The organism is Porphyrobacter sp. SLTP, assembly GCF_009905735.1.
Classification (GTDB): Bacteria; Pseudomonadota; Alphaproteobacteria; order Sphingomonadales; family Sphingomonadaceae; genus Erythrobacter.
Genome location: NZ_JAAALE010000001.1, coordinates 85,015 through 107,060, shown reverse-complemented (window position 1 = coordinate 107,060; position 22,046 = coordinate 85,015). Strand labels below are relative to the sequence as shown.

Here is a 22,046-nt window from a genome sequence, read left to right as displayed (position 1 = left end):
AGTGGGGCACACAGTCTACCAGTCGGGTGCAAACGCGACCATGCTTGCCTTGGTGACTGACGCCTTTGGTGGCCACGGTGGCATCGCCCAATACAACAGGGATTTCCTGTCGGCAGTGGCGCAGTCGGGCCTCGTGCATTCTGCGATTGTGCTGCCTAGGATCGCCCCGGGAGCTGTCAATTCGGTCCCCAACGGTCTAGTGCAGATGAACGCAATCAAGGCACGCTTGGCTTATGCCCTGCGCGCGTTAGTAGCGGCTTTGCGCACCAAGCCCACCATTATCTTTAACGGCCATATATACCACACTCCTCTTTCGGCCCTGCTTGCGCGCATAGTTGGCGCGAAACTTATTAGCCAATTGCACGGCACAGAGATATGGCAACCGGTGCCATCCAAGCTACGCGCGGCCCTCGAGAAGTCGGACCTTGTTTTGACCGTCAGCCGGCATACGCGCGCGCAGGCGCTTGCGCAGCTCAAGATTGCCCCTGAAAAGGTCGTCGTCGTGAACAATACGGTCAGAGCTGCCTTTTGCCCCGGCGACCGTGAGGCTGCGCGCCGTCGCTTTGGCCTTGGGGGGGAGATTGCCCTTTTGACGGTGTCGCGTCTGGATGCCCGGCATGGATATAAGGGGCACGATAGGGTTATTCAGCAATTGCCCCGGCTTCTGGCGAAAGGATATCGGGCAATCTACCTTATTGCTGGCATTGGGCCCGATCATGAGCGGCTGGCAGATCTTGCCGATGGTCTCGGCGTTTCCTCGCACGTGCGCTTCTTAGGTAAAGTCGACGATGCGGATCTCCCCGATCTGTACCGAGCGTCTGACTTGTTTGCCCTACCTTCGACTGGGGAGGGCTTTGGCATCGCCTTCCTAGAGGCCATGGCTTGCGGTACGCCGGCCATTGGGCTCGCTGTTGGCGGCGCTCCCGATGCGCTGGCCGATGGGGACCTTGGGGCATGTGTCTCAGAGCACCAGTTCCCTGAGGCCCTGGAGGACGCCATACGCACTTGTGGACAGCGGCCAAAACGTTTGGCGCAAGAGATTGATCGTCGCTTTGGTAGGAAAAGCTTTGTGAACGCAATTGCCGCGCAAATTGCGCTGGTCCTTGATGCCGGCCAACGTGCCGCTTCAAATACAGCTATCTGAATGGTGATGAAGAGCTTGATCCAGTCACCGCGACAAGTGGCAGATACGCGCAGGCGCGAGCCGCTCTTAGTGCTCGAAGCGGGCCATGCCGAGCGGCACTACTGGCGCGATCTTTGGGCCTATCGTGAGCTCTTCGCTATTCTGGCGTGGCGAGACGTTTCGGTCCAATACAAGCAGACCGTGATCGGCGCGGCATGGGCCGTCATCCGTCCCTTGCTGACTATGCTCGTGTTTACAGGCATCTTCGGTAATCTCGCGAAATTGCCCAGCGAAGGGGGCGCGCCCTACCCGGTTTTGGTGATGGCGGGAATGCTGCCGTGGTTTCTATTCTCGACCATGCTCGGCAACGGTTCTGGTAGCCTCGTCCAGAATAGTAACTTAATCAGCAAGGTCTATTTTCCGCGCTTAATCGTGCCGGTAGCGAGTTCCTTTGTCGCGCTCGTGGATTTCGCTATCACCTTCGTCCTGCTGATTGGCATGATGGTTGTTTTCGGCGCCCTGCCGGACTGGCGGATACTTCTGCTACCGGCCTTCATCCTGCTTGCAATAATGACCGCATTGGGGCCGGCACTGATCATGGCCTCGTTGAATGTGCGCTACCGGGATTTTCGCTTCATCGTGCCTTTTGTTGTGCAGTTTGGCCTCTACGTTTCGCCGGTCGGTTTTTCTTCCAGTATCATTCCAGAGGAGTGGCGCTTGCTCTACTCAATGAACCCCGTTGTTGGCGTAATCGATGGCTTCCGCTGGTGCCTGCTAGGGGGTGCTACGCCGTTTTATGTTCCGGGCTTCATCTTGAGCCTTGGGGTGGCCACCCTGCTTCTGTGGGTCGGTATCAAGACGTTCCGCGCCACGGAAAAGACCTTTGCGGACCTGGTATGATAACTGACGATGTCGTGATCCGGGCCGAAGGCCTTGGTAAGAAGTATGTTATCGGCCACCAAGCGGCTGAACGGGTCCCAACTTTGCGCGATGCGATTTCGCGCAGCGCGCACAATCTGGTCCGCACGAGCCGGGATCTTTTACGCGGCAAGCCGCTGATTTCCGGTGATGAAGTCGAGGAGTTCTGGGCCCTCAAGAATGTGGACTTCGAGATCCGACGCGGGGATGTTGTGGGTATCATCGGCCGCAACGGCGCTGGCAAGTCTACGCTGCTCAAGATCCTTTCCCGCATCACGGAGCCTAGCGAAGGCCGGGTTGAAATCAGGGGGCGGGTCGCCAGTCTGCTCGAAGTGGGCACCGGTTTTCATCCGGAACTCACAGGGCGCGAGAACATCTTCCTGAACGGAGCAATCCTAGGCATGAGCCGTGCCGATATCCGTCGGAAGTTCGACGAGATAGTCGCATTTGCCGAAATCGAGAAGTTTCTCGATACGCCGGTCAAACGCTATTCGAGCGGAATGTATGTCAGGCTCGCTTTTGCCGTTGCAGCACATCTCGAACCAGAAATCCTGATTGTCGATGAAGTTCTCGCGGTAGGGGATGCTGAGTTTCAGAAGAAGTGTCTGGGAAAGATGCAGGACGTCGCTGGCGTAGGACGAACAGTGTTGTTTGTGAGCCATAATACCTCCGCAATCGCGGCGCTGTGCACCCATGGGATTCTACTCAATAATGGAATAATAAATTCATCTGGCCCAGTAAACGATGTGATAGATAATTATCAGAAAATTTCAAGATCGATAGAAAATTCAAGTGAAAATTCGACTTCCGACGGCGACTGGATATTAGTACTGAAAATCGTAGACGATATATGTAAAACTAACACAAATTTGCGCATAAATTGCAGTGTTTACTCACCTCAACGATTTTCAGGATCCCTGAATGTGTACTTAAAAGATTCGAATTTCTTGCCCGTTGGGGCGTTTTCTATTGGTGGAATGGGGAGTGATAGAAAGCTATCATTGGATCCAGGTTCGAATTCATTCTCAATTAAGATTGAACTGCCGCGACTTGCGGAGGGTTCCTATGTGTTGGATTTCGAGTTTTCTAACGAAGCCAAGAATAGGATGGCTTGGTTCGAGTCTGCAATTGTGATCCCAATTTCTCCATCGGCTGATCTGGGTTGCACAGAAGTCTTGCGGCAAGCTTGGGGATATGGATCGCTGTGGCCAGAGGCGGGATTACTATGAGCGAAAATATTGCTTCAATATTTCAAAATATTTATGAAAAAAATTCTTGGACAAATGGGTCGGGCCCCGGCTCTATATCGCAATTAAATTTAGAACTTTTTGATTTTATCGAGAATCTTCGAAAAACCGAAGACTTAAAGTCAATGGTGGATTTAGGATGCGGAGATTTCCAGCTTTTCAGAAAATTTGAGTTCAATCAAAATTTTTCGTACATCGGATACGATGTAGTCAGTGATTTAATTGAGAAAAATAACAAGACTTTTTCAAGTAATTTCATGAAATTTTGTATAATGCCTTCCGACCTCGCCGATATACCAGAAACAGATCTCGTTGTTATAAAGGATGTTCTCATCCATTTGGATAATGCGACCTCAAAGAAAATTATCAACCGATCCATAGAAATTTCTAAGTTTATAATATTTGTAAATAATATAAGTAAAGGAGCGACTGATTATAATATGGACATTGGTATCGGCGAATTTAGGCCAGTTGATGTGTCTTTGTGGCCGTTTGGGCTGAATGTAATCGAACGAGTCGAATATGGTAGCGAATGGGCGTACGATCCAAAGCTTCCTTTGTGGCTTGCGAAAATCTTTGGAAAGAAAGTCTGGCCAGGCGCAAAGCATATCCAATTGGTGAGGGGTGGCAGATGAATGCTGCACCAATTTCGTCAAAAAAAAATTTAAATGTTGCAATTTTATCTTTTGAAGGATTTAGGCATTCCGGCGGAGGCATTGCCACTTACATTATAAATGTAGCAAAGATGTTAAGTGATGCTGGTCATCGCATTCATATTTTTAGCTCTGGTCCGTCCGCGATGACATATCAGCGGGATGCCAACATCGTCATTGTGGAGGTTCCTGGGGCTCGCGAGCATTTCCCCGAGGCGATTCTGCCATTTTTTCGTGCTGCCCACGAGCTTAACCCATTTGATGTAGTTGAGGGTCCGGAGTATGGATGCGATGCAAGGGCTGTCGTCGATACTTTTCCTGACATCCCCTTTGTTTTGCGACTGCATGGGCCGTCCTTTTCTATTGGGAAGAGTAATTGCTATTATGTTGGCTGGAAGCCGCGCATTCGCTTCGCGCTAGGAGCGATCAGGCGGCTGCAATTGCCTACCGATCCTTGGCGATATGATTCTTCGAGCGATCCGGAAAGGATCCATGCTCTTCAAGCGGACGAGATAGTGGCCAATTCTAACGCAACGGCCACTTACTGCAGCAGAATCTGGGGTCTCTCTGGCGACCGGCTTTCTGTTGTTCCTTTGCCGTTTTTGCCAACGACGGAAATTCTAACACTGGATCCGGCCCCGCGCTCGCGAATAGTTCTGTTTGTTGGCAGGCTTGAGGTTCGAAAAGGCGTTCTTGAACTCGCCAAGGCTATGCCCATCGTGTTGCGCCAGCATCCTGATGTCACATTCCGGTTGGTTGGTCGTATCCTTCCGCATCCCGGGGATGGCCGGCTACTGTCTCATCATGTTATTGAGCTGGCAAAATCGGATGCAGCAAACATCGAGATTGTGGGAAGTGTGCCGTACGAGAGCATTCCGGCTGAGTTGGCTCGGTCTTCTATTTGCGTTTTTCCCAGTGACTGGGAAGCATCAGGCTTCGCTTGCATGGAAGGAATGGCTGCTGCGCGCGCAGTGGTTGGATCTGCATCCGGTGGAATGGCTGAAATCATTGATCATGGGCGAACGGGTCTGCTCGTTGAGCATCGAGCTCCACAAGCAATTGCGGCAGCGCTGATCGAACTGCTTGGCTGCCCTGAGAAGTGTTTGCAGTTAGGGGCCGCCGCACGTGCCAGTGTCGTCGACCGTTTTGCACCCGAAGCGATTTTGCCCATGCAACTGGCTGCCTACGAACGTGCGATAGCCAACGCACGAAAGCGTCCACCAACTCGGCGTTACAGAGCAGACTGACAGCATGGATATTTCGGTCGTACTTTGTACTCACAATCCCCGTGCGGATTACCTTGCGAGCACCCTTGCATCTCTCGCCCAGCAGGCAGACATTGCCGAGGGGATTGACCTCGAATTTATTCTTGTCGACAATTCGAGTCGCGAACCGCTTGATCAAAGCATATTGCCATCAGGGATCAATAATTCGCGCATCGTTTGCGAGCCTCAACTAGGCTTGACCCACGCTAGGCTGCGCAGCTTTCAGGAGGCAAAAGGCAGAATCATCCTATTTATCGATGATGATAACGCACTCCGCCCCAACTACTTGAAAAGTGTTTTAATGGCTTTTGAAAGCGATCCCCGCTTAGGGGCAATAGGCGGGAAGGTCCTCCCCCGCTACGAGGTGCCCCCACCAGATTGGTTTGCGCAAACCGGAATTTCGCTTGCCTGCCGGAATTTAGGCGATGTCCCTTTATACGCTGAATGGCGCGCGCAGGACACGGTACGCAGTTATCCGGTTTGCGCTCCAATCGGGGCTGGAATGGCAATCAGGCGCAAAGCCTACGAGGCCTACGTCGAAGGTGCCCACGATAATCCTGCGCGGCTGGCCCTTGGGCGTCGAGGAGCGGACCTGGCCTCGGGCGAAGATAATGACATGATCCTGACCCTGCTCGACAATGGATGGCGGGTTGCCTATCTGCCGCAGCTCGTGCTCGACCACCTCATACCTGCCCAGCGCCTCACTCAGGAATACCTCGAAAACTACGCGTTTAGCTCTAATCGCACTTGGGTGCAGGTACTCGCCGTTCACGGCCTGTGCCCTTGGCGTCCCCTAACACGTTGGACATTGCCCATTCGCAAGGCGCGGTCATGGTTTCTCCAACGGGCCTGGCGCGGACCAGTGGAGCGGATCGCTTGGCGTTCTGCCTGTGGCCTCTTCGAGGGTCGGGCCAGCCTAATAGGTCTGGACCGATCTTGAGCGGCCCTCGGTCATTATCATCGCGCTTGGGCCTAGGTCGACTGGCGTACCGCATGCTGTTCAAACCAGTCGGCGCAATCAAGCAGTCCATCCGCGAAGGCGGGCCTGTAGAGCAACGCCGTACACGGGCAGGCCAAATTGCCATGCGCAACGCAGCAATGCGGCTTCCGACCTTGTCGCTGCCACCTGAAGGACCACCGGCAGAGATCTCCTTCCTCAGTGGTCCAAGATTCTGGTATCAGACACTATTTTGCTTCTATTCGCTCCAACTTCAGACCCCCTTTAAAATCACCCCGATTGTTTACGATGACGGCGGAATGGATGTAGTGACGAAATCGCGGTTACTACAAGTGGTACCATGGATGCAGTTCGAAGATGCGCCCGATACCGAGGCTAGACTCGATGAATTGCTGCCAGCAAGTCACTACCCGACGTTGCGGGCGCGCAGGCGCACTTACCCTCACTTACGCAAGCTGACAGATATTCACATCGGTTCGAACAAATGCAGATTAGTCGCCGATTCCGACATGTTGTTTTTTCGACCGCCGGACGACGTAATCGACTGGTTTACAGATCCGCAGCTCCTCTACATGCAGGATGTTGAAACGGCATACGGATATCCAATCGGATACTTGAACGAACTGGCGGGTGCCAACGTCCCGGAACCAGTTAATGTGGGGCTCTACGGATTAACCGGCGCGAACATAGATTGGGGAAGAGTTGAGTATTGGTGCCGTCGCCAGCTCGATGACTATGGCCCAAGTTACCTTCAGGAACAGGCGTTGACAGCCATGCTATTTGCCAGTGAGCCGGCCAAAGTACTCTCTCGCGTTGACTATGTCGTCATGCCCGACGCGTTAGAGGGGGAGCGCCCGCGGGCCGTGCTGCACCACTACGTCGACGTCTCTAAGCAGTACTACTTTCGCTATGGATGGCGCCAAATTCTGGACCTAGCTCAGAAGAGTTGTGGCACATGACAAGACCTCTGGTTTCAGTACTGATACCCTGTTTCAACGCCGAGCGTTTCGTCGCAGCTGCACTCGACAGCGTTCTCGCCCAAACCTATCATCCGATCGAAATCATTGTAGTGAACGACGGATCGACCGACGGTACCGGTGCCATTCTCGAACGCTACCGATCGAGGGGGGTGGTGGCGATTGACCACATCAACGCTGGCGCCGCGACCGCACGAAACCTTGCTTTTAAACATTCACGTGGTCAGTACATACTGTATTTTGACGCTGACGATGTTATAAATTCTTTTCACATTGAAGCATTGCATGCGGTATTACCGAGGTCTTCGAACTACATAGCTATGTCACAATGGGATCGCTTCCGCGATGAACCGACAAAGGCGGTGTTTCCACCACGCCAGACATACATGAACTTACCAGGCCCTGATTGGTTAGCGCTCGACTGGATTAGCGGTGAGCCGATGACCCAATCTGGTATGTTTCTAATTCCTCGGAGCCTTATAAAGGAGGTAGGAGGCTGGAATGAGAGCCTCTCCTTATTCGACGATTTTGAGTTTTTTGCCCGGATCATTGCTCGTAGTGATGGAGTGCGCTTCGCGAAAGATGCCCGCCTGTTCTATCGCTCGGGTCTTAGCGGTAGTCTCTCCGGTCGCAAATCCCGGCCAGCTATGGAGTCTGCTTGCCGTTCACTGTTACTTGGCACATCGTACCTCTTAGCCATCGAGAACAGTCTCAAAGCACGCCGCGCTTGTGCTAACATTCTTCAGGCATTCCATTACAATTTCTATCCTCACTTTTATGATTTGCGTTCCGAGATATTGTCCCGCGTTGCCGAACTGGGCGGCAGCGATCTTAAGCCTTCGGGGCCACCAGGCTTTCACAAATTAAGGCGCTTAGTCGGATGGCAGATGGCAAGGCATGCCCAGCATGTCGCAGAGTATCTGGGGATCAATGGGGCTGCGAGAAGGTGCTTTTCTTTTGGCAGAGGTCACTGATCCCGTGCGAATAGCATTGACGGCAGACCCCGAAATCCCTGTTCCGCCTTTGTACTACGGTGGCATCGAGCGGATCGTGGATATGCTTGCAAACGGTCTTGTCCGTCGCGGCCACGACGTGACGCTATTTGCTCACCCCGACAGTACCAGTCTTGGTAAGCTTATTGCCTGGCCAGGCCGATCTAGCCGGTCACGATTGGACACTGTCCGCAATGCCGTTGCGCTTGCGGAAGCGGTGGCACGGGATCGCTTTGACGTTGTTCACTCCTTCTCGCGTATTGCCTATCTGACGCCGGTCTTGCCATTAGATATTCCTAAGATCATGAGTTATCAGAGAGAGATCAGTCCTCAAACGGTACGCTGGGGTCACACATTGTCTCGTGGAACGTTGTCGTTCACCGCAATAAGCGATTGGATGATGCGACCAGTCCAGGACATCGGGCGATGGTCCCTGGTGCCAAATGGTGTCCCCTTGGACCGGTACAAATTTCAGCCTTCGGTAGCGACAGATGCTCCTTTTGTTTTCCTAGGGCGCATTGAGGAAATCAAGGGGCCTCATCTGGCGATCGAAATTGCCAACCGTGCTGGGCGGCGCCTTATTCTGGCTGGTAATATTCCGCCGGAAAAGCGGGCTTGGGCGGAGCAAAATATACTATCGCATGTCGATGGAGATCACATCCAGTATGTCGGACCTGTCGACGATACACAGAAGAACTCGTTGCTAGGTCAGGCGGCGGCATTTCTTATGCCGATCCTCTGGGATGAACCCTTTGGCATTGTTATGGCCGAAGCACTGGCCTGCGGCACACCAGTGCTAGGCTTGCGTCGCGGAGCAGTACCCGAGGTAGTCGTTGACGGCAAAACCGGGTTTGTCCGTGACAATCTCCAAGATTTGGTCGCGGCTGCTGCCAAGATCGCCTCCATCGATCGAAGGGCGTGCAGGGCTGCAGTGGAGCTCCGGTACAGCGATGCGGTAGTTGTCGACCGCTATTTAGACATCTATCGGCAGGCGATTGCCGTGCTGGGGCGGTAAGCATGTCTACGACCCCAGTACGCGGCATGCGCATCGTAGAACTCGACTCTCTTCGCGCGATCGTGGCTCTTATTGTTGTGTTTCATCATGTTTTTAAACTTTTCAGGAACGAGTTCGAAGCCTCACTGCCGGCTTGGATCTTCTCGATGGCCGATTTCGTTCAAGCGCAGAACCATCGCGCGGTTATGGCCTTCTTCGTGCTTTCGGGCTTCACTATTGCTCTGGCGACTAAGACGCGCCCTCCGATCAACAGCATGATGCTGCGCGACTACTTGTATCGCCGAGTTACGCGCATCGTACCGCTCTATTACTTCTCGTTGGCTTGGACCGCCGCGTTCGGTTTAGCTTATGGGGCAGGCCACCCAGATTTTTCTGTGCGCACGCTGTTGGGCAATGTGCTATTTTTGCAGACCTCCGTATCTGGCAAGGGAAACTGGTTCGCTCCCTATGGCATGAATGGCCCTTACTGGTCGCTGTCTTACGAGATCTTCTATTATCTTGTTTTGCCAGTCGTACTGTGGCTGCTTAGTCGCATCAGGTTCGGAGGAGAGCGCTGCCCCACAATGCTCGTGTCATTTGGCATCGTGGCCATGTTTTGCGGTCTCGCCGCTAATTTGCTTGTGCCATCGCCGTTCGGTGCATTTACCACGCTTTGGATCATTTGGCTGCTTGGCTATGTGGCTTTTGGATTGAGGCCGGGAGTGAAGGCATTTTTCCTCGTTTCCTTTCCTGCGGCCGTGACGATTGCTACCGAAGCCGCGTTTGCGGCAAGAGGCTTGTCGTCTGACACACTTTCAAGTGTGCGCGACGGTTCGTTGATCGGTTGGCTTTTCGGAGTGGCCGCGATTTGGAGGGGCTGGCTAAACATCCCCCTTGTTCTTCCGCTGAGACGGGGCCTGAACACGATGTTTGAACGCATCGGCCGTGGTAGCTACGCTCTATACTTGCTCCACTATCCCATCCTGCTCGCCTTCATTGCCCTTGTTGAGATTGGCAATCTCTCTGCCTTGGGTTGGATTACTGCCGGAGGTTTTTTTGCTTGCTTTATCGTGTTCTTCTGCCCGTGGATTGAAGGTGTGTCGCTGGTCATCTTCCGCAGAAGGCGTAGTACCGCAGCGCATCCATCGGCTTAAATCTGGTGCGCATAGCGTCCATGGAAATGACATGAAACGTTCGTCGCATTCCCTTGAGCCGCAATTTTTGGGCAACAAGCTGCGTTGGCATTTGAAGAGCGTGGCAGACTTGAAACGTTTTGAAGACTTTTGCCTTCGAGCAGCACAGATCCAAAAGTTAGAAAGTGCCGATTGGCTTCATAGTTTCAACCAAAGCTCATACACTAGAATAAAATTTGCATTTTTTGTATTTCGCTATCAGAAAGAGGCGAAGGTTTTATGAGGATCTGCGTCGTAACGTCTCACGGGATTAGCGAGCCGAGGGGGCCTCGTCATGCAGTTGCCGCTAAGACCGCCTTTCCCCACGCTGAAGTGATATTTTTGTATTACAAACCAGATGGCTCGATTGCTTCAGAAGAAGCCATCGCAAAGCTCGAAAATCAGGGAATAAATTGTCGAGCTTTATTATTTCCAACGTCAAAAAGATCTCCAGTTAAATGGCTGATTTATAAAATTATTACAATGGTAAGTAGAAAAGTTTTTATTGTTTCGAAAATTATTTTCCAACCGGTATTTTCAGAAAAAACTATAGGTCTTACTAAAACATTAAAGAACATAGAAGCTGATGTTTTTTTTGCTCATAATTTTGAAACTCTTCTGCCTGCTGCCATCGCAGCCGAAAATAATGGGGCTGCTCTGATATTCGATTGTATGGAGTTTTATAGTGATATGGGCGATGGTCAGCGCGCTGATGTTTCGCGCGCGATTGTCGAAATAGAGGAGAGATACCTACCGCGATGTCAGCTGGTGATCGCGGCGAGCCAAGAACTCGCATCGTCTTATACGGATGCGTATCCAATTCGTCTGCCACTTGCCGCCTACAACGCATCCCCCACCTGTCTTGAGTTGCCTCAGCGCAAGGGAGGGGGGCTAAATCTATATTGGCGAAATAGTGTGCTCGGTTTTGGTCAGCGCGGGCTTGAGGACGTACTTGCTGCGATGGCTAGGCTTCCCTCTGACGTGCACCTCCATCTGCAGGGCCATTTAGGGCAAGACGGCGGCGCCGGCCTTCGGCAGCGCATCGCAGAACTCGGGATCACCGCCAAGGTTTCGATATTGCCCCCTCACGCACTTGGAGCTGCTGTATTAAGTGCGGCGCGCTTCGATATTGGGCTTTGCCTGGAGCGCAAAGGGCCGCGGAACCATGAGCTTACTGTTTCAAATAAGATGTTCGATTACCATATGGCGGGACTAGCCGTAATCGCGTCGGACCTGCCGGGCTTGGCTACCGTGATCCGGACATCAGAAGGCGGGCTTCTCTACGAGGCGGGAAACATACAAGCCCTGTGTGTTGCTGTGGAAACACTGCGGACGGATCCCGAGCTGCTATCAACATTACAGCAGAATGCCCGCAAGTTTGCCGTGAGCAAAGGTAATATGGAGGCCGAAGTCGACCGAGTGGCTGATGCCGTGCGAACAGCCCTGTCTGTTGATTTGGATCAGGTTCTTGCGCAACAGGTGCGACTTTCATGAGGTCGTTTTTGAAGGCCGCTCTTGCCATAACACCCTACAAGCTCCTTCGGCATAGACATGGTAATCGCTTTTCATCCAATGAGGATGCTCTCGCGAGCCTCAGAAGGCGAGGTTTCGTCCCCCTCCGGGTTATTGATGGGGGCGCGAACATTGGGGATTTTTCCCGGTTTGCGATGAAGCTTTTTCCGGAAGCTGTCGTTCATGCAATCGAACCCCAGCCCGGATGCTATGCTGCGCTTGACACTCTACGTATGGAGGCAGGGGGACGCCTGACTGTCCACCCCGTGGCCCTTTGCGGCCCGGAACAGGATGGATCAACACTTGCTATCGCCTCCGATGCGGCGTTGACCTCGACCGGTGCGCACGTTGTGTTGGATGGAGAACCATCCACGCCCACAATTGAGGTGCCCTGCGTAACACTGGATCGCTTGTTCGCCGATGTTTGCTCCCAAGGAGATAGATCACTTCTGAAGTTAGACCTTCAGGGTTTCGAACTTCACGCTCTCCGAGGCGCATCAGCATTGTTGGAAAGTTTTGAAGTTATTTTGACAGAGGTGTCATTTTATGCACAAGCTTATGAACCTTCGATCTCGGACATCGTGGCGTTGCTAGCAGCCAAAGGCTTTGAACTCTATGACATAGCCACCCTTTATGCTCGCCCACGAGATGATCGCCCTCGTCAGGGGGACTTCATATTCGTTCGTACAGGCAGTAGCTTGGCATCTGATAAGGCGTGGAGTTGAGGCATAGGTCAAAAATGCTTGTGCTCAGTATTGCAGCTCTGACATGATGCCGAAACTAGCCCTTCAGCCCTATATGCCTCAAAAAATTCCATAGTTGCTTGGTTCATGGTCAAATTGCAGACGAGCCTTTGAAGCGTCGTTGCACCTCAAACCGACTTACGACTATTCGATTTGTAGCGAGTGCGATGTCCATGGCGGCCGTCGCTGATTGGCAAGATGGGATTTGCCCGCTTGTCTCGCGCCATTCTCCAGGCTCGCGCTTCCTAATGAGATTTCTTACATGATTCTGGCCCTATCCAACCAGCCAATGCAAGAGAAGCGTTGAGCAGCGTGATGCTTTATCGCGCCATCGCTCGATTCAAGCCTAGCATAGCGCAGCAAGCGTCGACATGATCCTCAAGCCTTCGTCGATGCCTCTAAGGGCGCCGATTGTGGTGGTTGGCTCGGGGCCGGCTGGGATTGCTGTTGCTCGTGCGCTGGAAGCGAGACGGTTGCCGTGCTGGGTGCTGGAAGCTGGACAGGATGTTCCTCTTGCTGCTGTCGAGCGCGATCTCGAAATTGTAAACGAGGGACACCGGTTAACCGGCGCGACATTGGCACGAACAAGGCAGATCGGTGGAGGCCTGAACCTTTGGGGAGGCCAACTTGCTCTCCCGCGTCACGATGAGAGCGCCGCGACTGGTGATGCGCCTGCTGGCTGGCCGATCGACCTTTCAGAAATCTGGAGACGCGCGCCGGCCGCCGCCGAATTGCTGGGGCAGTCCATCACTATGGACCTTTCGCAGGAAACCTCGTTGCTGCCTGCGCGCGAAAGCCTCTCTGCATATGGCATGGAACTAGTAACCACGGCCTGGTTGAAGGAGCCAAAGCTGCCTCGCCGCATCTGGAAGGCGATTGAGAATTCTGAGCTGATCAACCTTGTGCAGGGCGCGTTGGTGACCGGCCTGCGTACCGACACCAATGGTACAACGATAGGTCTCGTATTTCACGGAGACGATGGGGTCGTTCGCCAGATAGCGACCGGGACCATTGTCCTGACATGCGGAGCCCTAGAAACTTCTCGCTTGCTGATGCTGCCCGTTGGCGAGCATCGCGCACCATGGGGCAACTTGAACTGGCTTGGGAGGGGCTTCTGCGAACATCTTGATGCTGCGGTCGGGACCTTTGCACCGCGTAATGAAAAGGCACTGCTCGATATCTTCGATCCGGTGATCATTGGCAAAACAAGGTACAGCTGTAAGACTTTTTCGCAGGAGATAATTCGGGAGCAAGATCGAAACTACCGTCTGTCGGCCGCAGGTATGCTAACACTTCCTGGCAACACAAGGAATGCGCTCGCCGAGGTGCGAATGTTGGCCAACGCGTTGTCACCGCGCGCTGGCTCTCGAGAATTTCTGGGACTGATGCGCGCCGGCCGTGCTGCGAGTGCTCAAGCCTTGCCGCTCGCTTGGAGGTATCTGCGGCACAAGCGGATCGCCACCATGCTCCGTGGAGCTGCATCGCTGCGCGTTTCGCTTGAGCAGCCGGTGCGATTCAAGAGCCGTATCCAGCTTGCCGAGACTTGTGACAGCGCTGGCGTGCCTCAGATCAGATTGAACTGGATCCGCGGTGAGGCAGAAGGCATCGCTTTTCGCGCTAAAGCCATCCGCATCCGCAATTGGGCTCATACCAGCGGTGCGGCAGAAGTGGCGATAGACCCAATGCTGATCGAAGATCCGACCGGGTTTGCCATGCAGGCCGACGAGGGGCTCCACCATTGCGGTGGAGCACGGATGGCGATTGGACCTGCCGATGGTGTGGTCGATACCGATCTTGCAGTTTTCGGTACGCGCGGCCTCTATTGTTGCGGCAGTGCGACTTTCCCACGTCTTGGGTTCGCTAATCCGACATTTTCTGCGGTAGCTTTGGCTGATCGCCTTGCGGAGCATCTGGCGAACAAGCAAACATGACTTTTCCTTATCTTTCTCTTGGCTGCCACAACCTGACCGGCGGAAGCTCTAGCTGGCGATCCGAACGCCTTGTCCATTGCGCCCTCGACTTCGGCATAAGGCGCTTCGATGTTGCTCCCTGTTACGGTTTGGGAACAGCCGAGAAGGTTCTAGGTAAAGCGCTCGGCAAGATGCGGTCGGATCCGTCCATCGAAATCACGACAAAGTTCGGCTTGGAGCCTGCGCCACTAGGCGCGTTTAAGGCCCTCATGAGGGAGCCAGTGCGATTTATTCGGCATTTCGTTCCAGTACGAGCTTCGATTGGGCGGGGTGTCGTGGTAACCAATCCATCAACCTCAGCAGGCAGCCGGGTGGACCCTCTGCAATCACTTGAGCGCAGCCTTAGAGCCTTGGGTGTCGATCGTCTTGGCTGCCTGTTGACCCATGAAGCAATTCACCCGGATTACCTAACCGATACCGTTGAAACTCTAGGGCGACTTTGTCGCGAAGGTGTTATCGGCAAATTTGGCTATTCGGGCGCGAGGCAGGCGGTCCAGGAACTCCTTTCGGTCGATACAATTGCGATTGGGGAGCCGGTCGTCCAAGTTTCGATTGACGATGTCTCTGAGATTGGGACCCAACAGAAGTTGCGGATCTTCAACATGTCCGTCATGGCGTCACGAATTTTCGGCACTGCCGCTCTGCGTGACTCGCTATTTGAATGCCTTGAATTATCTAGCTTCGCGGCGGCGCTGGCGGCGTCATTGAGTTTTTCGCGTCAGAATTGGGATGATGCAGTTGTTTTAGTTAATGCATCTTCAGACAAGCGCTTGGCCGAAGTGCTATCCACCTTATCCGACCGTAGATTGTCTGAGTGGACTGATGAAAATATGACCACGCTCCGCGCCTTGGCGAAAGGCGGATTGTAAACGTGAAACGCGCTCTGATCGTGTCGTTGAACTTCCCGCCTAGCTCAATAGCTAGCGTCCATCGTGCGCGCCACATGGCGAAATACTTGCCAAATTTTGGTTGGGACACGCGGGTGCTCACAGTCGATGAAAACTTCCACAAAGAGCCACCTGATCCAGCCTTAGCCTCACTTCTGCCACCCCATATTGCAGTTGAGCGCATCAGTGCACTTCCCTATGGACTGACGCGGCTACTGGGAGTCGGCGACCTTTCGCTTAGGGCGATGCCGTTTCTGCCGGGAGCCCTGCGTAGGTCAATCCATCAGTTTACGCCTCAAGTCATCTTCATGACCGGCTGGCCATTCTACCAGATGCTTCTAAGCCACATGATTAAGGCACATTGGAACATTCCGGTAGTTCTCGATTTTCAGGACCCTTGGGTTTCTAACGAGGGTGCTCTTCGCAAACCTTGGTCGAAAGGTGGCTTGGCCCATCGCTTGGCAGTTGCCCTTGAGCCGATGGCGGTCCAGCATGCTGGATGGATTACTTCGGTTTCAGAGCGTCAGAACAACGAGATGGCAGACCGTTATCCGTTTATCGATCGCAACAGGATGACGGCAATTCCGATCGGTGGAGATCCAGAAGACTTCTCTGTGCTTCGCGACGAACGGCCGCAAGAGCGACAGTCCAACCGTTTCATCTTCCGCTATGTCGGAACGGCCCTGCCGCGGGCGACGAGTTTGTTTAGGTCGCTTTTCCGGGCCTTGGCTCTCTGCGGGGCTCGCAATCCAGGCATCCGAGACAGAGTGCGTCTGGAGCTGGTAGGTACCAGCAACCAAGCGAGCGGTGAGGTGGCTTACCAGGTTACTCAACTCGCCGCGGAAGCCGGAGTTTCTGACCTCGTGGTAGAGAAGCCAGCTAGGGTGCCCTATCTTGATGCGCTGCGCTTGCTCGCGACTGCGGATGCAACGTTGATGGTCGGCTCAGATGAACCGCATTACACAGCCTCGAAGATCTATCCTTGTCTCATGGCCAACCGCCCATTCCTCTCCATCTTTCATCGTGAAAGTAGCGCACACCAGATATTGACTGATGCCGGCGGGGGGCTGGCGCTAGCATTTGATAGCGATAAGGCGAGCGCTGAGTTGGAGAACGCCATCGCGGACGCTATCGAGCTAATTGTGAGCGCTCCGAACTCACTTGGACCAATAGACCCCGATTCCTATTGCGACTTTACGGCGGCCGCAGTTGCCAAGCAGTTTGCAGATGTTTTTGAGATGGCTTGCAACTGACGATGCGATTGGCCGTGGTCGCCTCCCATCCGGTGCAGTATTATGCACCGCTTTTCCGCAACCTGGCCGGTCAACTAGACCTGACCGTTTTTTATTGTCATCAGGCGGATCAGACCGATCAGGCTCGTGCGGGATTTGGCGTCGGGTTCGAGTGGGATGTTGATCTCTTTTCGGGCTACGAAGCACATTTTCTCGAAAATGTCGCCCGCCAACCCGGCCTGAGCCGGTTCGGCGGAGTCGATACTCCAGCCATCGCTGAGAAGTTGAGGGTAGGCCGCTTCGATGCTGTTCTATTGCTTGGCTGGTACCTCAAGAGCTTTCTGCAGGCACTGTGGGCAGCCAAGCGAATGGGCATTCCCACTATGGTCCGGGGAGACAGCCATCTCGACACACCGCGCTCTTTTCTCAAGCGTGTCGGCAAGAATGCTCTCTATCCCTTGTTCCTTCGCCAGTTCGATGCGGCGCTCATCGTGGGCGCACGAAACAAGGCCTATTGGCGCCATTATGGCTATCCCGAGGCGCGCATGTTTGCCTCCCCGCATTGTGTCGACACAGACTGGTTTGAAAAGCGCGCAACACAAAAAGCCGGGCGTGTCCTGAGGCAGCGAATGGGAATCGCCTCCACGACACCAGTGGCGCTGTTCGCGGGTAAGCTCATCGCCTTCAAGCGGCCAGGAGATCTTATAGTCGCTGCTGCATGGGCGAGAGAAAATGGAATGCCTGTCGAGGTCCTAGTTGCTGGCTCGGGACCGTTGGAAGCTGAGTTGAAAGCCCTCGCAGCATACCACAGTGTACCCCTCCATATGCTTGGTTTTTGCAATCAGTCGCAAATGCCAGCGGCCTATGCGGCGGCCGATGTGCTCGTCCTGCCCTCGAATGGGCGTGAGACCTGGGGCCTTGTGGCGAATGAAGCGATTGCCTGTGGTAAACCGGTGATCCTGTCCAATGCAGTGGGCTGTGCTCCCGATCTTGCAGGTGATGGGAGAGCTGGTCGGACATTTTTCCTAGGTGATACAGTTGGGTGTGCCGAGGTGCTAAGCGAGACGCTTGCCAATCCTCCGTCTCTAGAGACAATTGCGAAGACCAGCCATAAGCATTCTCTGGACGCAGCCACTGATGGGATCATAAGGGCTCTTCAGGCAGTCGTCAGCCAGAGGTGAGTTAGGCGCAGAATTTTTGACTGACATGCTATTCGCTCTGCGGAAAGGATTTCCGCTGCAGTGCCTAGCAGGTCACATACCGAAAGCTGACCTCAGGGTTTGAGAGTTAGTTGTTTATTTTCTGAGTTGCACCGACAAGAGGCAGATTGAACATCCCATGGCCACCATATCGGGCAACACAAAGGCGCGCGCGAGACGATCCACGGACTTGGGCGGCCTCCCCCTCGCCTCACTGCCGCTTGCTGTTCTCGTTCCGGTCGCCCTCATGGGGCCGAACACGTTGCTGGCGCTTTACGCTTGTGCTGGATTGGTGATTGGTGTGATCCTGCTTTGGCGTCCACAGGAGCCACCAATCCTCCTCTTCGTTTTTCTTTATCAATGGGTTCAGGCGACCATTGGAACATTCTACTCTAACCTCCTTGGCTTGCCGGTCGCAGGACTGGCCGAACATTCAGGTCAGCATGGAGTAGCCATTCGCCTTTTGATTACAGGGCTGATCGTTCTCGCCGTTGCTATGTGGGTGGCCGCTGGACGAGCACGCCTAGATCTTGCCAGTCAATTTCGGGAAATGGTAAGGTCTTATTCCCATCGCACATTCGTCACCATATATGTGGTGACGTGGGTGTTTTCATCTGCATTTGCAGCGGCCGCTCCGTTCTCCGGCGGGCTGCAGCAGGTTTTTCTCATCTTCGCCGAGGTAAAATGGGCTGCCTTCTTGCTACTTACTGCCTCCACTTTCGGGCTCCCCCGGAGGTCGAAATTTCCGTGGGCTGTTGCCTTGGTTGTTGAGTTCGGATTGGCTGTAGGCGGCTTCTTTGCCGAATTTTCGAGTGCCTTTTATTACTCCCTAATTGGCATTGCTTTTGCCGCAAGCGATCTCTTGAGGCGGAACAAGACCGTCATTAGTGTCCTCGTCGTCACGATGCTGGCATTTGCCATCGCTTGGACTGCAGTGAAACGTGACTATCGTGACTTTATCAACCAGGGGAGCAGCGAGCAGGTTGTCTTGGTGGGCTACCAACAACGAATGACCGACCTGTTCGATCGTATTGCTGGGCTCGATGGGGCAGGAATGGCTGATGGGGCAGATAAGTTAGCTAGACGTCTTTCATACTTTGAGTTTTTCGGTGTAGTGCTGCAGCAAAATGCTCGAGGGCAGCCCCATTCTGGGGGCGAAATCTGGGGTTCGGCAGCCCTGTCTCCGTTAACGCCACGCGTTCTATTTCCTGGCAAGCCTATTGTTAATGACACTGCTCTGACGATTAAATACACTGGTCTTAATCCTGCTGCTTGGCGCACCGGAACTTCGATTAGCCTGGGCTATATGACGGAGGCCTTCATCGACTTCGGACCATATGGGATGTTTGCCGCAATCGCTGCTCTAGGTCTGATGATTGGCCTAATCTACCGCTGGTTGTTGTGGCAGAAGGGTTGGCGTTTAATTATTGGCGCGAGCTTCGTACCAGTGGCGCTCATGCCCGCTCACCTGCTTGAGATTTCAGCGGTTAAACTCTTGCCCGCGCTAGCCTTATCAGTGCTCGCGGGCTGGATTATACTCGTTTTCTTGGGCCCAATGCTGTTGCGCTGGGTAGGCATGATAAGGCGTAAACCTCTGGAACCACATCTTGGTCAAAGAGCGAGCTAAGCGTTGAGAGCACTCCATATTGTGGGCGGCTTGGACCCAGCCAATGGCGGGCCAGCGTATACGGTTCCCCGATTGTGCCGCGCGTTGGAAGCAGCAAAAATCGAGCCCCTGATCTTTACATTGTCGGAGAAAGGTTCAGCAAAGCGTGAGGGCGCGACCCTCTTTGCGCCAGGCGCGGCAAACATTCCGGTACTGGGTCAGTTGAAGCTATCTCCGGCAATGCATCGGGGGATGCGCAAGACAGCCTTATGGGCCGATGTCATTCATTCACACGGCTTATGGATAGCCCCAAATATATATGCGGGCCAGGTTGCTGCTAATTCCGAAAAGCCGTTGGTCGTATCACCTAGAGGCATGCTTGCGCCCGGAGCACTACAATTCTCGCGGCTGAAAAAGCGTCTAATTTGGACGCTTTGGCAAGGACCAGCCTATCGTAATGCCGCACTCTGGCACGCCACGAGCCGTCAGGAGGCGAACGAAATCCGCGCATTCGGGATCAAGGCGCCAATTGTGGTCATTCCCAATGGCGTGGATTTGACAGAACGGATCGCGCGCCACGATCCTAGTAAGTCTCAACGAACAATCCTCTTTCTCTCCCGCATCCATCCGAAAAAGGGTCTCGCTGCTCTTGTTCAAGCGTGGGCGCAGCTTGCCAAAGATCGACCCGATTGGCAGATTGTCATTGCTGGGCCCGACGAGGGCGGGCATCGAGCAGAATTAGAGGCAATTGTACGGCAACTGCAGGTCCCCCGGATCACGTTTCTTGAGCCGGTTTATGGGCTTGAAAAGGAGGCTCTGCTTGCCGATGCTGATCTTTTTGTGCTTCCAACTATCTCGGAAAATTTCGGGGTCGCTGTCGCCGAAGCGCTTGGTGCGGGCGTGCCCGCCATCGTTACTAAAGGGGCGCCATGGCAAGGACTTGTGACCCACAAGTGCGGTTGGTGGATTGATCACGGCAACGAGCCTCTCCTTGCCGCTTTGAGCGAGGCAACCGCTCTCCCTGTCTCGGAGCGCAACGCGATGGGCCTGAGGGGGCGGGAATGGATGCGGAGGGATTTCGGATGGGACCCAATTGGCCAGGAAATGAAGGATGCGTACCTTTGGGTAAAAGGTACAGGTGATCGCCCTCCCTGCATTTACCAGTAATCGTGCGTCGTACAAGCTATGACTATCCAACTCGACATTGAAGCTAATCGCCGGGCGCGCAAATGGTCGAGTCGTGAATTGGCTTACCGGGCGTTATGGGATTTCCTCTCCCGCCCACTTTTTGCTTGGACACCACGGCAATTTTGGGGTTGGCGCCGCTTCATCCTCAGGATCTTTGGAGCCCAGATTGGCCACGAGGTTCAAGTGTATCCCAGCGCGAAGATCACAATTCCCTGGAACCTGTCGCTCGGGGATCAAACGGCTGTCGGTGACGGCGCGATCCTGTATGCGCTTGGTCCGATTAGGGTGGGTGAGAGGGTGACGATATCGCAGCACGCCCATCTCTGTGCAGGAAGTCACGATTACACTGACGCGGCAATGCGCCTAACCAAACTGCCCATATGTATCGGGGATGATGCCTGGATTTGTGCCGATGCCTTTGTGGGACCGGGCATAGTGGTCGGTAAGCGTGCGATCGTCGCCGCGCGGGGTGTAGTGGTCAAAGATGTTCTGGAAGGGACAATAGTCGGCGGCAATCCGGCCCACCTCATCAAGCAGCGGCCGCCGCTCGCGTGATGCCAAGGATCCCCATTTCTGTCGTGGTCCCGGTCCGCAACGAGGCGGTGAACCTCACCGAGTGTCTGCAACAGCTTGCAGTTTTTGATGAAGTGATCGTTGTCGATTCCGGCAGCACCGACGTCACCTGCCAGATTGCCGTCGAACTCGGGGCCTCGGTTATCCAATTCGTTTGGGATGGGCGGTACCCTAAGAAGCGGAACTGGGTTTTGATCAACCATAGCCTGCGAAACGACTGGGTGCTTTTTCTGGACGCTGACGAGCTTGTCACGGAGGAATTTTGCACCGAAGTGAGAGCAGCCATCGCGCAAGATCGGTTCGATGGTTTCTGGCTTAGGTACACAAATTACTTCCTTGGCCATCCCCTCAGGCATGGTGATCCCCAGCGCAAGCTCGCGCTCTTCAGGGTGGGGAGTGGCCTCTATGAGCGGATTGAAGAAGACGCGTGGTCTGCTCTTGACATGGAGGTGCATGAGCATCCTGTCATTGCGGGCCCGGTGGGGGAAATTGCAGCCTCCATCGATCACCGCGATGATCGAGGTGTCGCGAAGTTTATCGAGCGTCACAAGGAGTACGCCCTTTGGGAGACGCGCCGCGCGCGACAGCTCAGAAGTTCTGGGCCGGAAGTCTGGGAACAGCTTACCGCGCGCCAGAGGAAGAAGTATCGCAACATCGACAAGTGGTGGTTCGCAGGGGCCTATTTTTCATGGACCTACATCGCGAAACGGGGCTTCCTCGATGGGTTGGCGGGCTTTTCGTACGCATTCTATAAGCTATGGTATTTCTGGACTATAAGGCTTTTGCTGAAGGAAAGTGAAGGCCTAGATCGACAGCCGTCTTCCGCATAGACGGCTT

Annotated in this window: 21 protein-coding genes; all 21 read left to right on the top strand. The window is 54.0% G+C overall.

Going from position 1 to position 22,046, the window contains the following annotated elements:
• Window positions 1-40 precede the first annotated feature (40 nt).
• The 21 genes from GVM20_RS00485 (at window position 41) to GVM20_RS00385 (ending at window position 22,039) form a co-directional block, all read left to right on the top strand.
• A complete protein-coding gene (locus GVM20_RS00485; RefSeq protein ID WP_234031773.1) occupies window positions 41-1,144 on the top strand; it encodes a glycosyltransferase family 4 protein in 1,104 nt (367 codons plus the stop codon).
• Between the two features lie 36 nt (window positions 1,145-1,180).
• Window positions 1,181-2,023 (top strand): ABC transporter permease, encoded by an 843-nt coding sequence (locus GVM20_RS00480; protein ID WP_199799380.1) that lies wholly within the window; start codon window positions 1,181-1,183, stop codon window positions 2,021-2,023.
• A gap of 14 nt (window positions 2,024-2,037) precedes the next feature.
• Window positions 2,038-3,270 carry an ABC transporter ATP-binding protein gene (locus GVM20_RS00475; RefSeq protein ID WP_199799379.1) on the top strand — a complete coding sequence of 411 codons (1,233 nt, stop codon included), beginning with the start codon at window positions 2,038-2,040 and terminating at the stop codon, window positions 3,268-3,270.
• On the top strand, window positions 3,267-3,923 hold the full coding sequence (locus tag GVM20_RS00470; protein ID WP_166545343.1) for a class I SAM-dependent methyltransferase: 657 nt from the start codon (window positions 3,267-3,269) through the stop codon (window positions 3,921-3,923). Before GVM20_RS00475 ends, GVM20_RS00470 begins: the two co-directional genes overlap by 4 nt.
• Entirely contained in the window at window positions 3,920-5,188 is a 1,269-nt protein-coding gene (locus GVM20_RS00465) for a glycosyltransferase family 4 protein (protein WP_166545342.1), read from the top strand. Before GVM20_RS00470 ends, GVM20_RS00465 begins: the two co-directional genes overlap by 4 nt.
• A 4-nt stretch (window positions 5,189-5,192) precedes the next feature.
• Window positions 5,193-6,146: a glycosyltransferase gene (locus GVM20_RS00460; RefSeq protein WP_166545341.1), complete on the top strand. Its 954-nt coding sequence runs from the start codon at window positions 5,193-5,195 to the stop codon at window positions 6,144-6,146.
• A gap of 53 nt (window positions 6,147-6,199) precedes the next feature.
• Entirely contained in the window at window positions 6,200-7,123 is a 924-nt protein-coding gene (locus tag GVM20_RS00455; protein WP_166545340.1) for a glycosyl transferase, read from the top strand.
• Window positions 7,120-8,115 carry a glycosyltransferase family 2 protein gene (locus GVM20_RS00450; protein WP_166545339.1) on the top strand — a complete coding sequence of 332 codons (996 nt, stop codon included), beginning with the start codon at window positions 7,120-7,122 and terminating at the stop codon, window positions 8,113-8,115. The genes GVM20_RS00455 and GVM20_RS00450 overlap by 4 nt, the downstream gene beginning before the upstream one ends.
• Window positions 8,048-9,148: a glycosyltransferase family 4 protein gene (locus GVM20_RS00445; protein WP_199799378.1), complete on the top strand. Its 1,101-nt coding sequence runs from the start codon at window positions 8,048-8,050 to the stop codon at window positions 9,146-9,148. The genes GVM20_RS00450 and GVM20_RS00445 overlap by 68 nt, the downstream gene beginning before the upstream one ends.
• 2 nt (window positions 9,149-9,150) lie before the next feature.
• Window positions 9,151-10,281 carry an acyltransferase family protein gene (locus GVM20_RS00440; RefSeq protein ID WP_166545338.1) on the top strand — a complete coding sequence of 377 codons (1,131 nt, stop codon included), beginning with the start codon at window positions 9,151-9,153 and terminating at the stop codon, window positions 10,279-10,281.
• A gap of 31 nt (window positions 10,282-10,312) precedes the next feature.
• The gene (locus GVM20_RS00435) at window positions 10,313-10,543 is read left to right on the top strand and encodes a hypothetical protein (RefSeq protein WP_166545337.1); all 231 of its coding nucleotides are present in this window, start codon (window positions 10,313-10,315) and stop codon (window positions 10,541-10,543) included.
• A gap of 89 nt (window positions 10,544-10,632) precedes the next feature.
• Complete coding sequence (locus GVM20_RS00430; RefSeq protein ID WP_166545336.1) at window positions 10,633-11,793, top strand: glycosyltransferase; 1,161 nt, start codon at window positions 10,633-10,635, stop codon at window positions 11,791-11,793.
• Window positions 11,790-12,536 (top strand): FkbM family methyltransferase, encoded by a 747-nt coding sequence (locus GVM20_RS00425; RefSeq protein WP_286165982.1) that lies wholly within the window; start codon window positions 11,790-11,792, stop codon window positions 12,534-12,536. Before GVM20_RS00430 ends, GVM20_RS00425 begins: the two co-directional genes overlap by 4 nt.
• A gap of 389 nt (window positions 12,537-12,925) precedes the next feature.
• The gene (locus tag GVM20_RS00420) at window positions 12,926-14,485 is read left to right on the top strand and encodes a GMC oxidoreductase (RefSeq protein WP_166545334.1); all 1,560 of its coding nucleotides are present in this window, start codon (window positions 12,926-12,928) and stop codon (window positions 14,483-14,485) included.
• Window positions 14,482-15,393, top strand: a complete 912-nt coding sequence (locus GVM20_RS00415; RefSeq protein WP_166545333.1) for an aldo/keto reductase — start codon at window positions 14,482-14,484, stop codon at window positions 15,391-15,393. The genes GVM20_RS00420 and GVM20_RS00415 overlap by 4 nt, the downstream gene beginning before the upstream one ends.
• A gap of 2 nt (window positions 15,394-15,395) precedes the next feature.
• Window positions 15,396-16,664, top strand: a complete 1,269-nt coding sequence (locus tag GVM20_RS00410) for a glycosyltransferase (RefSeq protein ID WP_166545332.1) — start codon at window positions 15,396-15,398, stop codon at window positions 16,662-16,664.
• Between the two features lie 14 nt (window positions 16,665-16,678).
• On the top strand, window positions 16,679-17,824 hold the full coding sequence (locus GVM20_RS00405) for a glycosyltransferase family 4 protein (RefSeq protein WP_353653083.1): 1,146 nt from the start codon (window positions 16,679-16,681) through the stop codon (window positions 17,822-17,824).
• Between the two features lie 157 nt (window positions 17,825-17,981).
• The gene (locus tag GVM20_RS00400; protein ID WP_166545330.1) at window positions 17,982-19,469 is read left to right on the top strand and encodes a hypothetical protein; all 1,488 of its coding nucleotides are present in this window, start codon (window positions 17,982-17,984) and stop codon (window positions 19,467-19,469) included.
• 30 nt (window positions 19,470-19,499) lie between these two features.
• Window positions 19,500-20,615 carry a glycosyltransferase gene (locus GVM20_RS00395; protein ID WP_166545329.1) on the top strand — a complete coding sequence of 372 codons (1,116 nt, stop codon included), beginning with the start codon at window positions 19,500-19,502 and terminating at the stop codon, window positions 20,613-20,615.
• Window positions 20,616-20,633: 18 nt separating this feature from the next.
• The gene (locus GVM20_RS00390) at window positions 20,634-21,191 is read left to right on the top strand and encodes an LbetaH domain-containing protein (protein WP_166545328.1); all 558 of its coding nucleotides are present in this window, start codon (window positions 20,634-20,636) and stop codon (window positions 21,189-21,191) included.
• Complete coding sequence (locus GVM20_RS00385; RefSeq protein ID WP_234031772.1) at window positions 21,191-22,039, top strand: glycosyltransferase family 2 protein; 849 nt, start codon at window positions 21,191-21,193, stop codon at window positions 22,037-22,039. Before GVM20_RS00390 ends, GVM20_RS00385 begins: the two co-directional genes overlap by 1 nt.
• The last annotated feature ends 7 nt before the right edge of the window (window positions 22,040-22,046 follow it).

Coding starts and splice junctions, on each gene's coding strand:
- GVM20_RS00390 (WP_166545328.1), top strand. CDS start 20,634: ATGACTATCCAACTCGACATTGAAGCTAATCGCCGGGCGCGCAAATGG.
- GVM20_RS00385 (WP_234031772.1), top strand. CDS start 21,191: ATGCCAAGGATCCCCATTTCTGTCGTGGTCCCGGTCCGCAACGAGGCG.
- GVM20_RS00400 (WP_166545330.1), top strand. CDS start 17,982: ATGGCCACCATATCGGGCAACACAAAGGCGCGCGCGAGACGATCCACG.
- GVM20_RS00435 (WP_166545337.1), top strand. CDS start 10,313: ATGAAACGTTCGTCGCATTCCCTTGAGCCGCAATTTTTGGGCAACAAG.
- GVM20_RS00445 (WP_199799378.1), top strand. CDS start 8,048: ATGTCGCAGAGTATCTGGGGATCAATGGGGCTGCGAGAAGGTGCTTTT.
- GVM20_RS00455 (WP_166545340.1), top strand. CDS start 6,200: ATGCTGTTCAAACCAGTCGGCGCAATCAAGCAGTCCATCCGCGAAGGC.
- GVM20_RS00460 (WP_166545341.1), top strand. CDS start 5,193: ATGGATATTTCGGTCGTACTTTGTACTCACAATCCCCGTGCGGATTAC.
- GVM20_RS00450 (WP_166545339.1), top strand. CDS start 7,120: ATGACAAGACCTCTGGTTTCAGTACTGATACCCTGTTTCAACGCCGAG.
- GVM20_RS00470 (WP_166545343.1), top strand. CDS start 3,267: ATGAGCGAAAATATTGCTTCAATATTTCAAAATATTTATGAAAAAAAT.
- GVM20_RS00465 (WP_166545342.1), top strand. CDS start 3,920: ATGAATGCTGCACCAATTTCGTCAAAAAAAAATTTAAATGTTGCAATT.
- GVM20_RS00425 (WP_286165982.1), top strand. CDS start 11,790: ATGAGGTCGTTTTTGAAGGCCGCTCTTGCCATAACACCCTACAAGCTC.
- GVM20_RS00485 (WP_234031773.1), top strand. CDS start 41: ATGCTTGCCTTGGTGACTGACGCCTTTGGTGGCCACGGTGGCATCGCC.
- GVM20_RS00440 (WP_166545338.1), top strand. CDS start 9,151: ATGTCTACGACCCCAGTACGCGGCATGCGCATCGTAGAACTCGACTCT.
- GVM20_RS00420 (WP_166545334.1), top strand. CDS start 12,926: ATGATCCTCAAGCCTTCGTCGATGCCTCTAAGGGCGCCGATTGTGGTG.
- GVM20_RS00415 (WP_166545333.1), top strand. CDS start 14,482: ATGACTTTTCCTTATCTTTCTCTTGGCTGCCACAACCTGACCGGCGGA.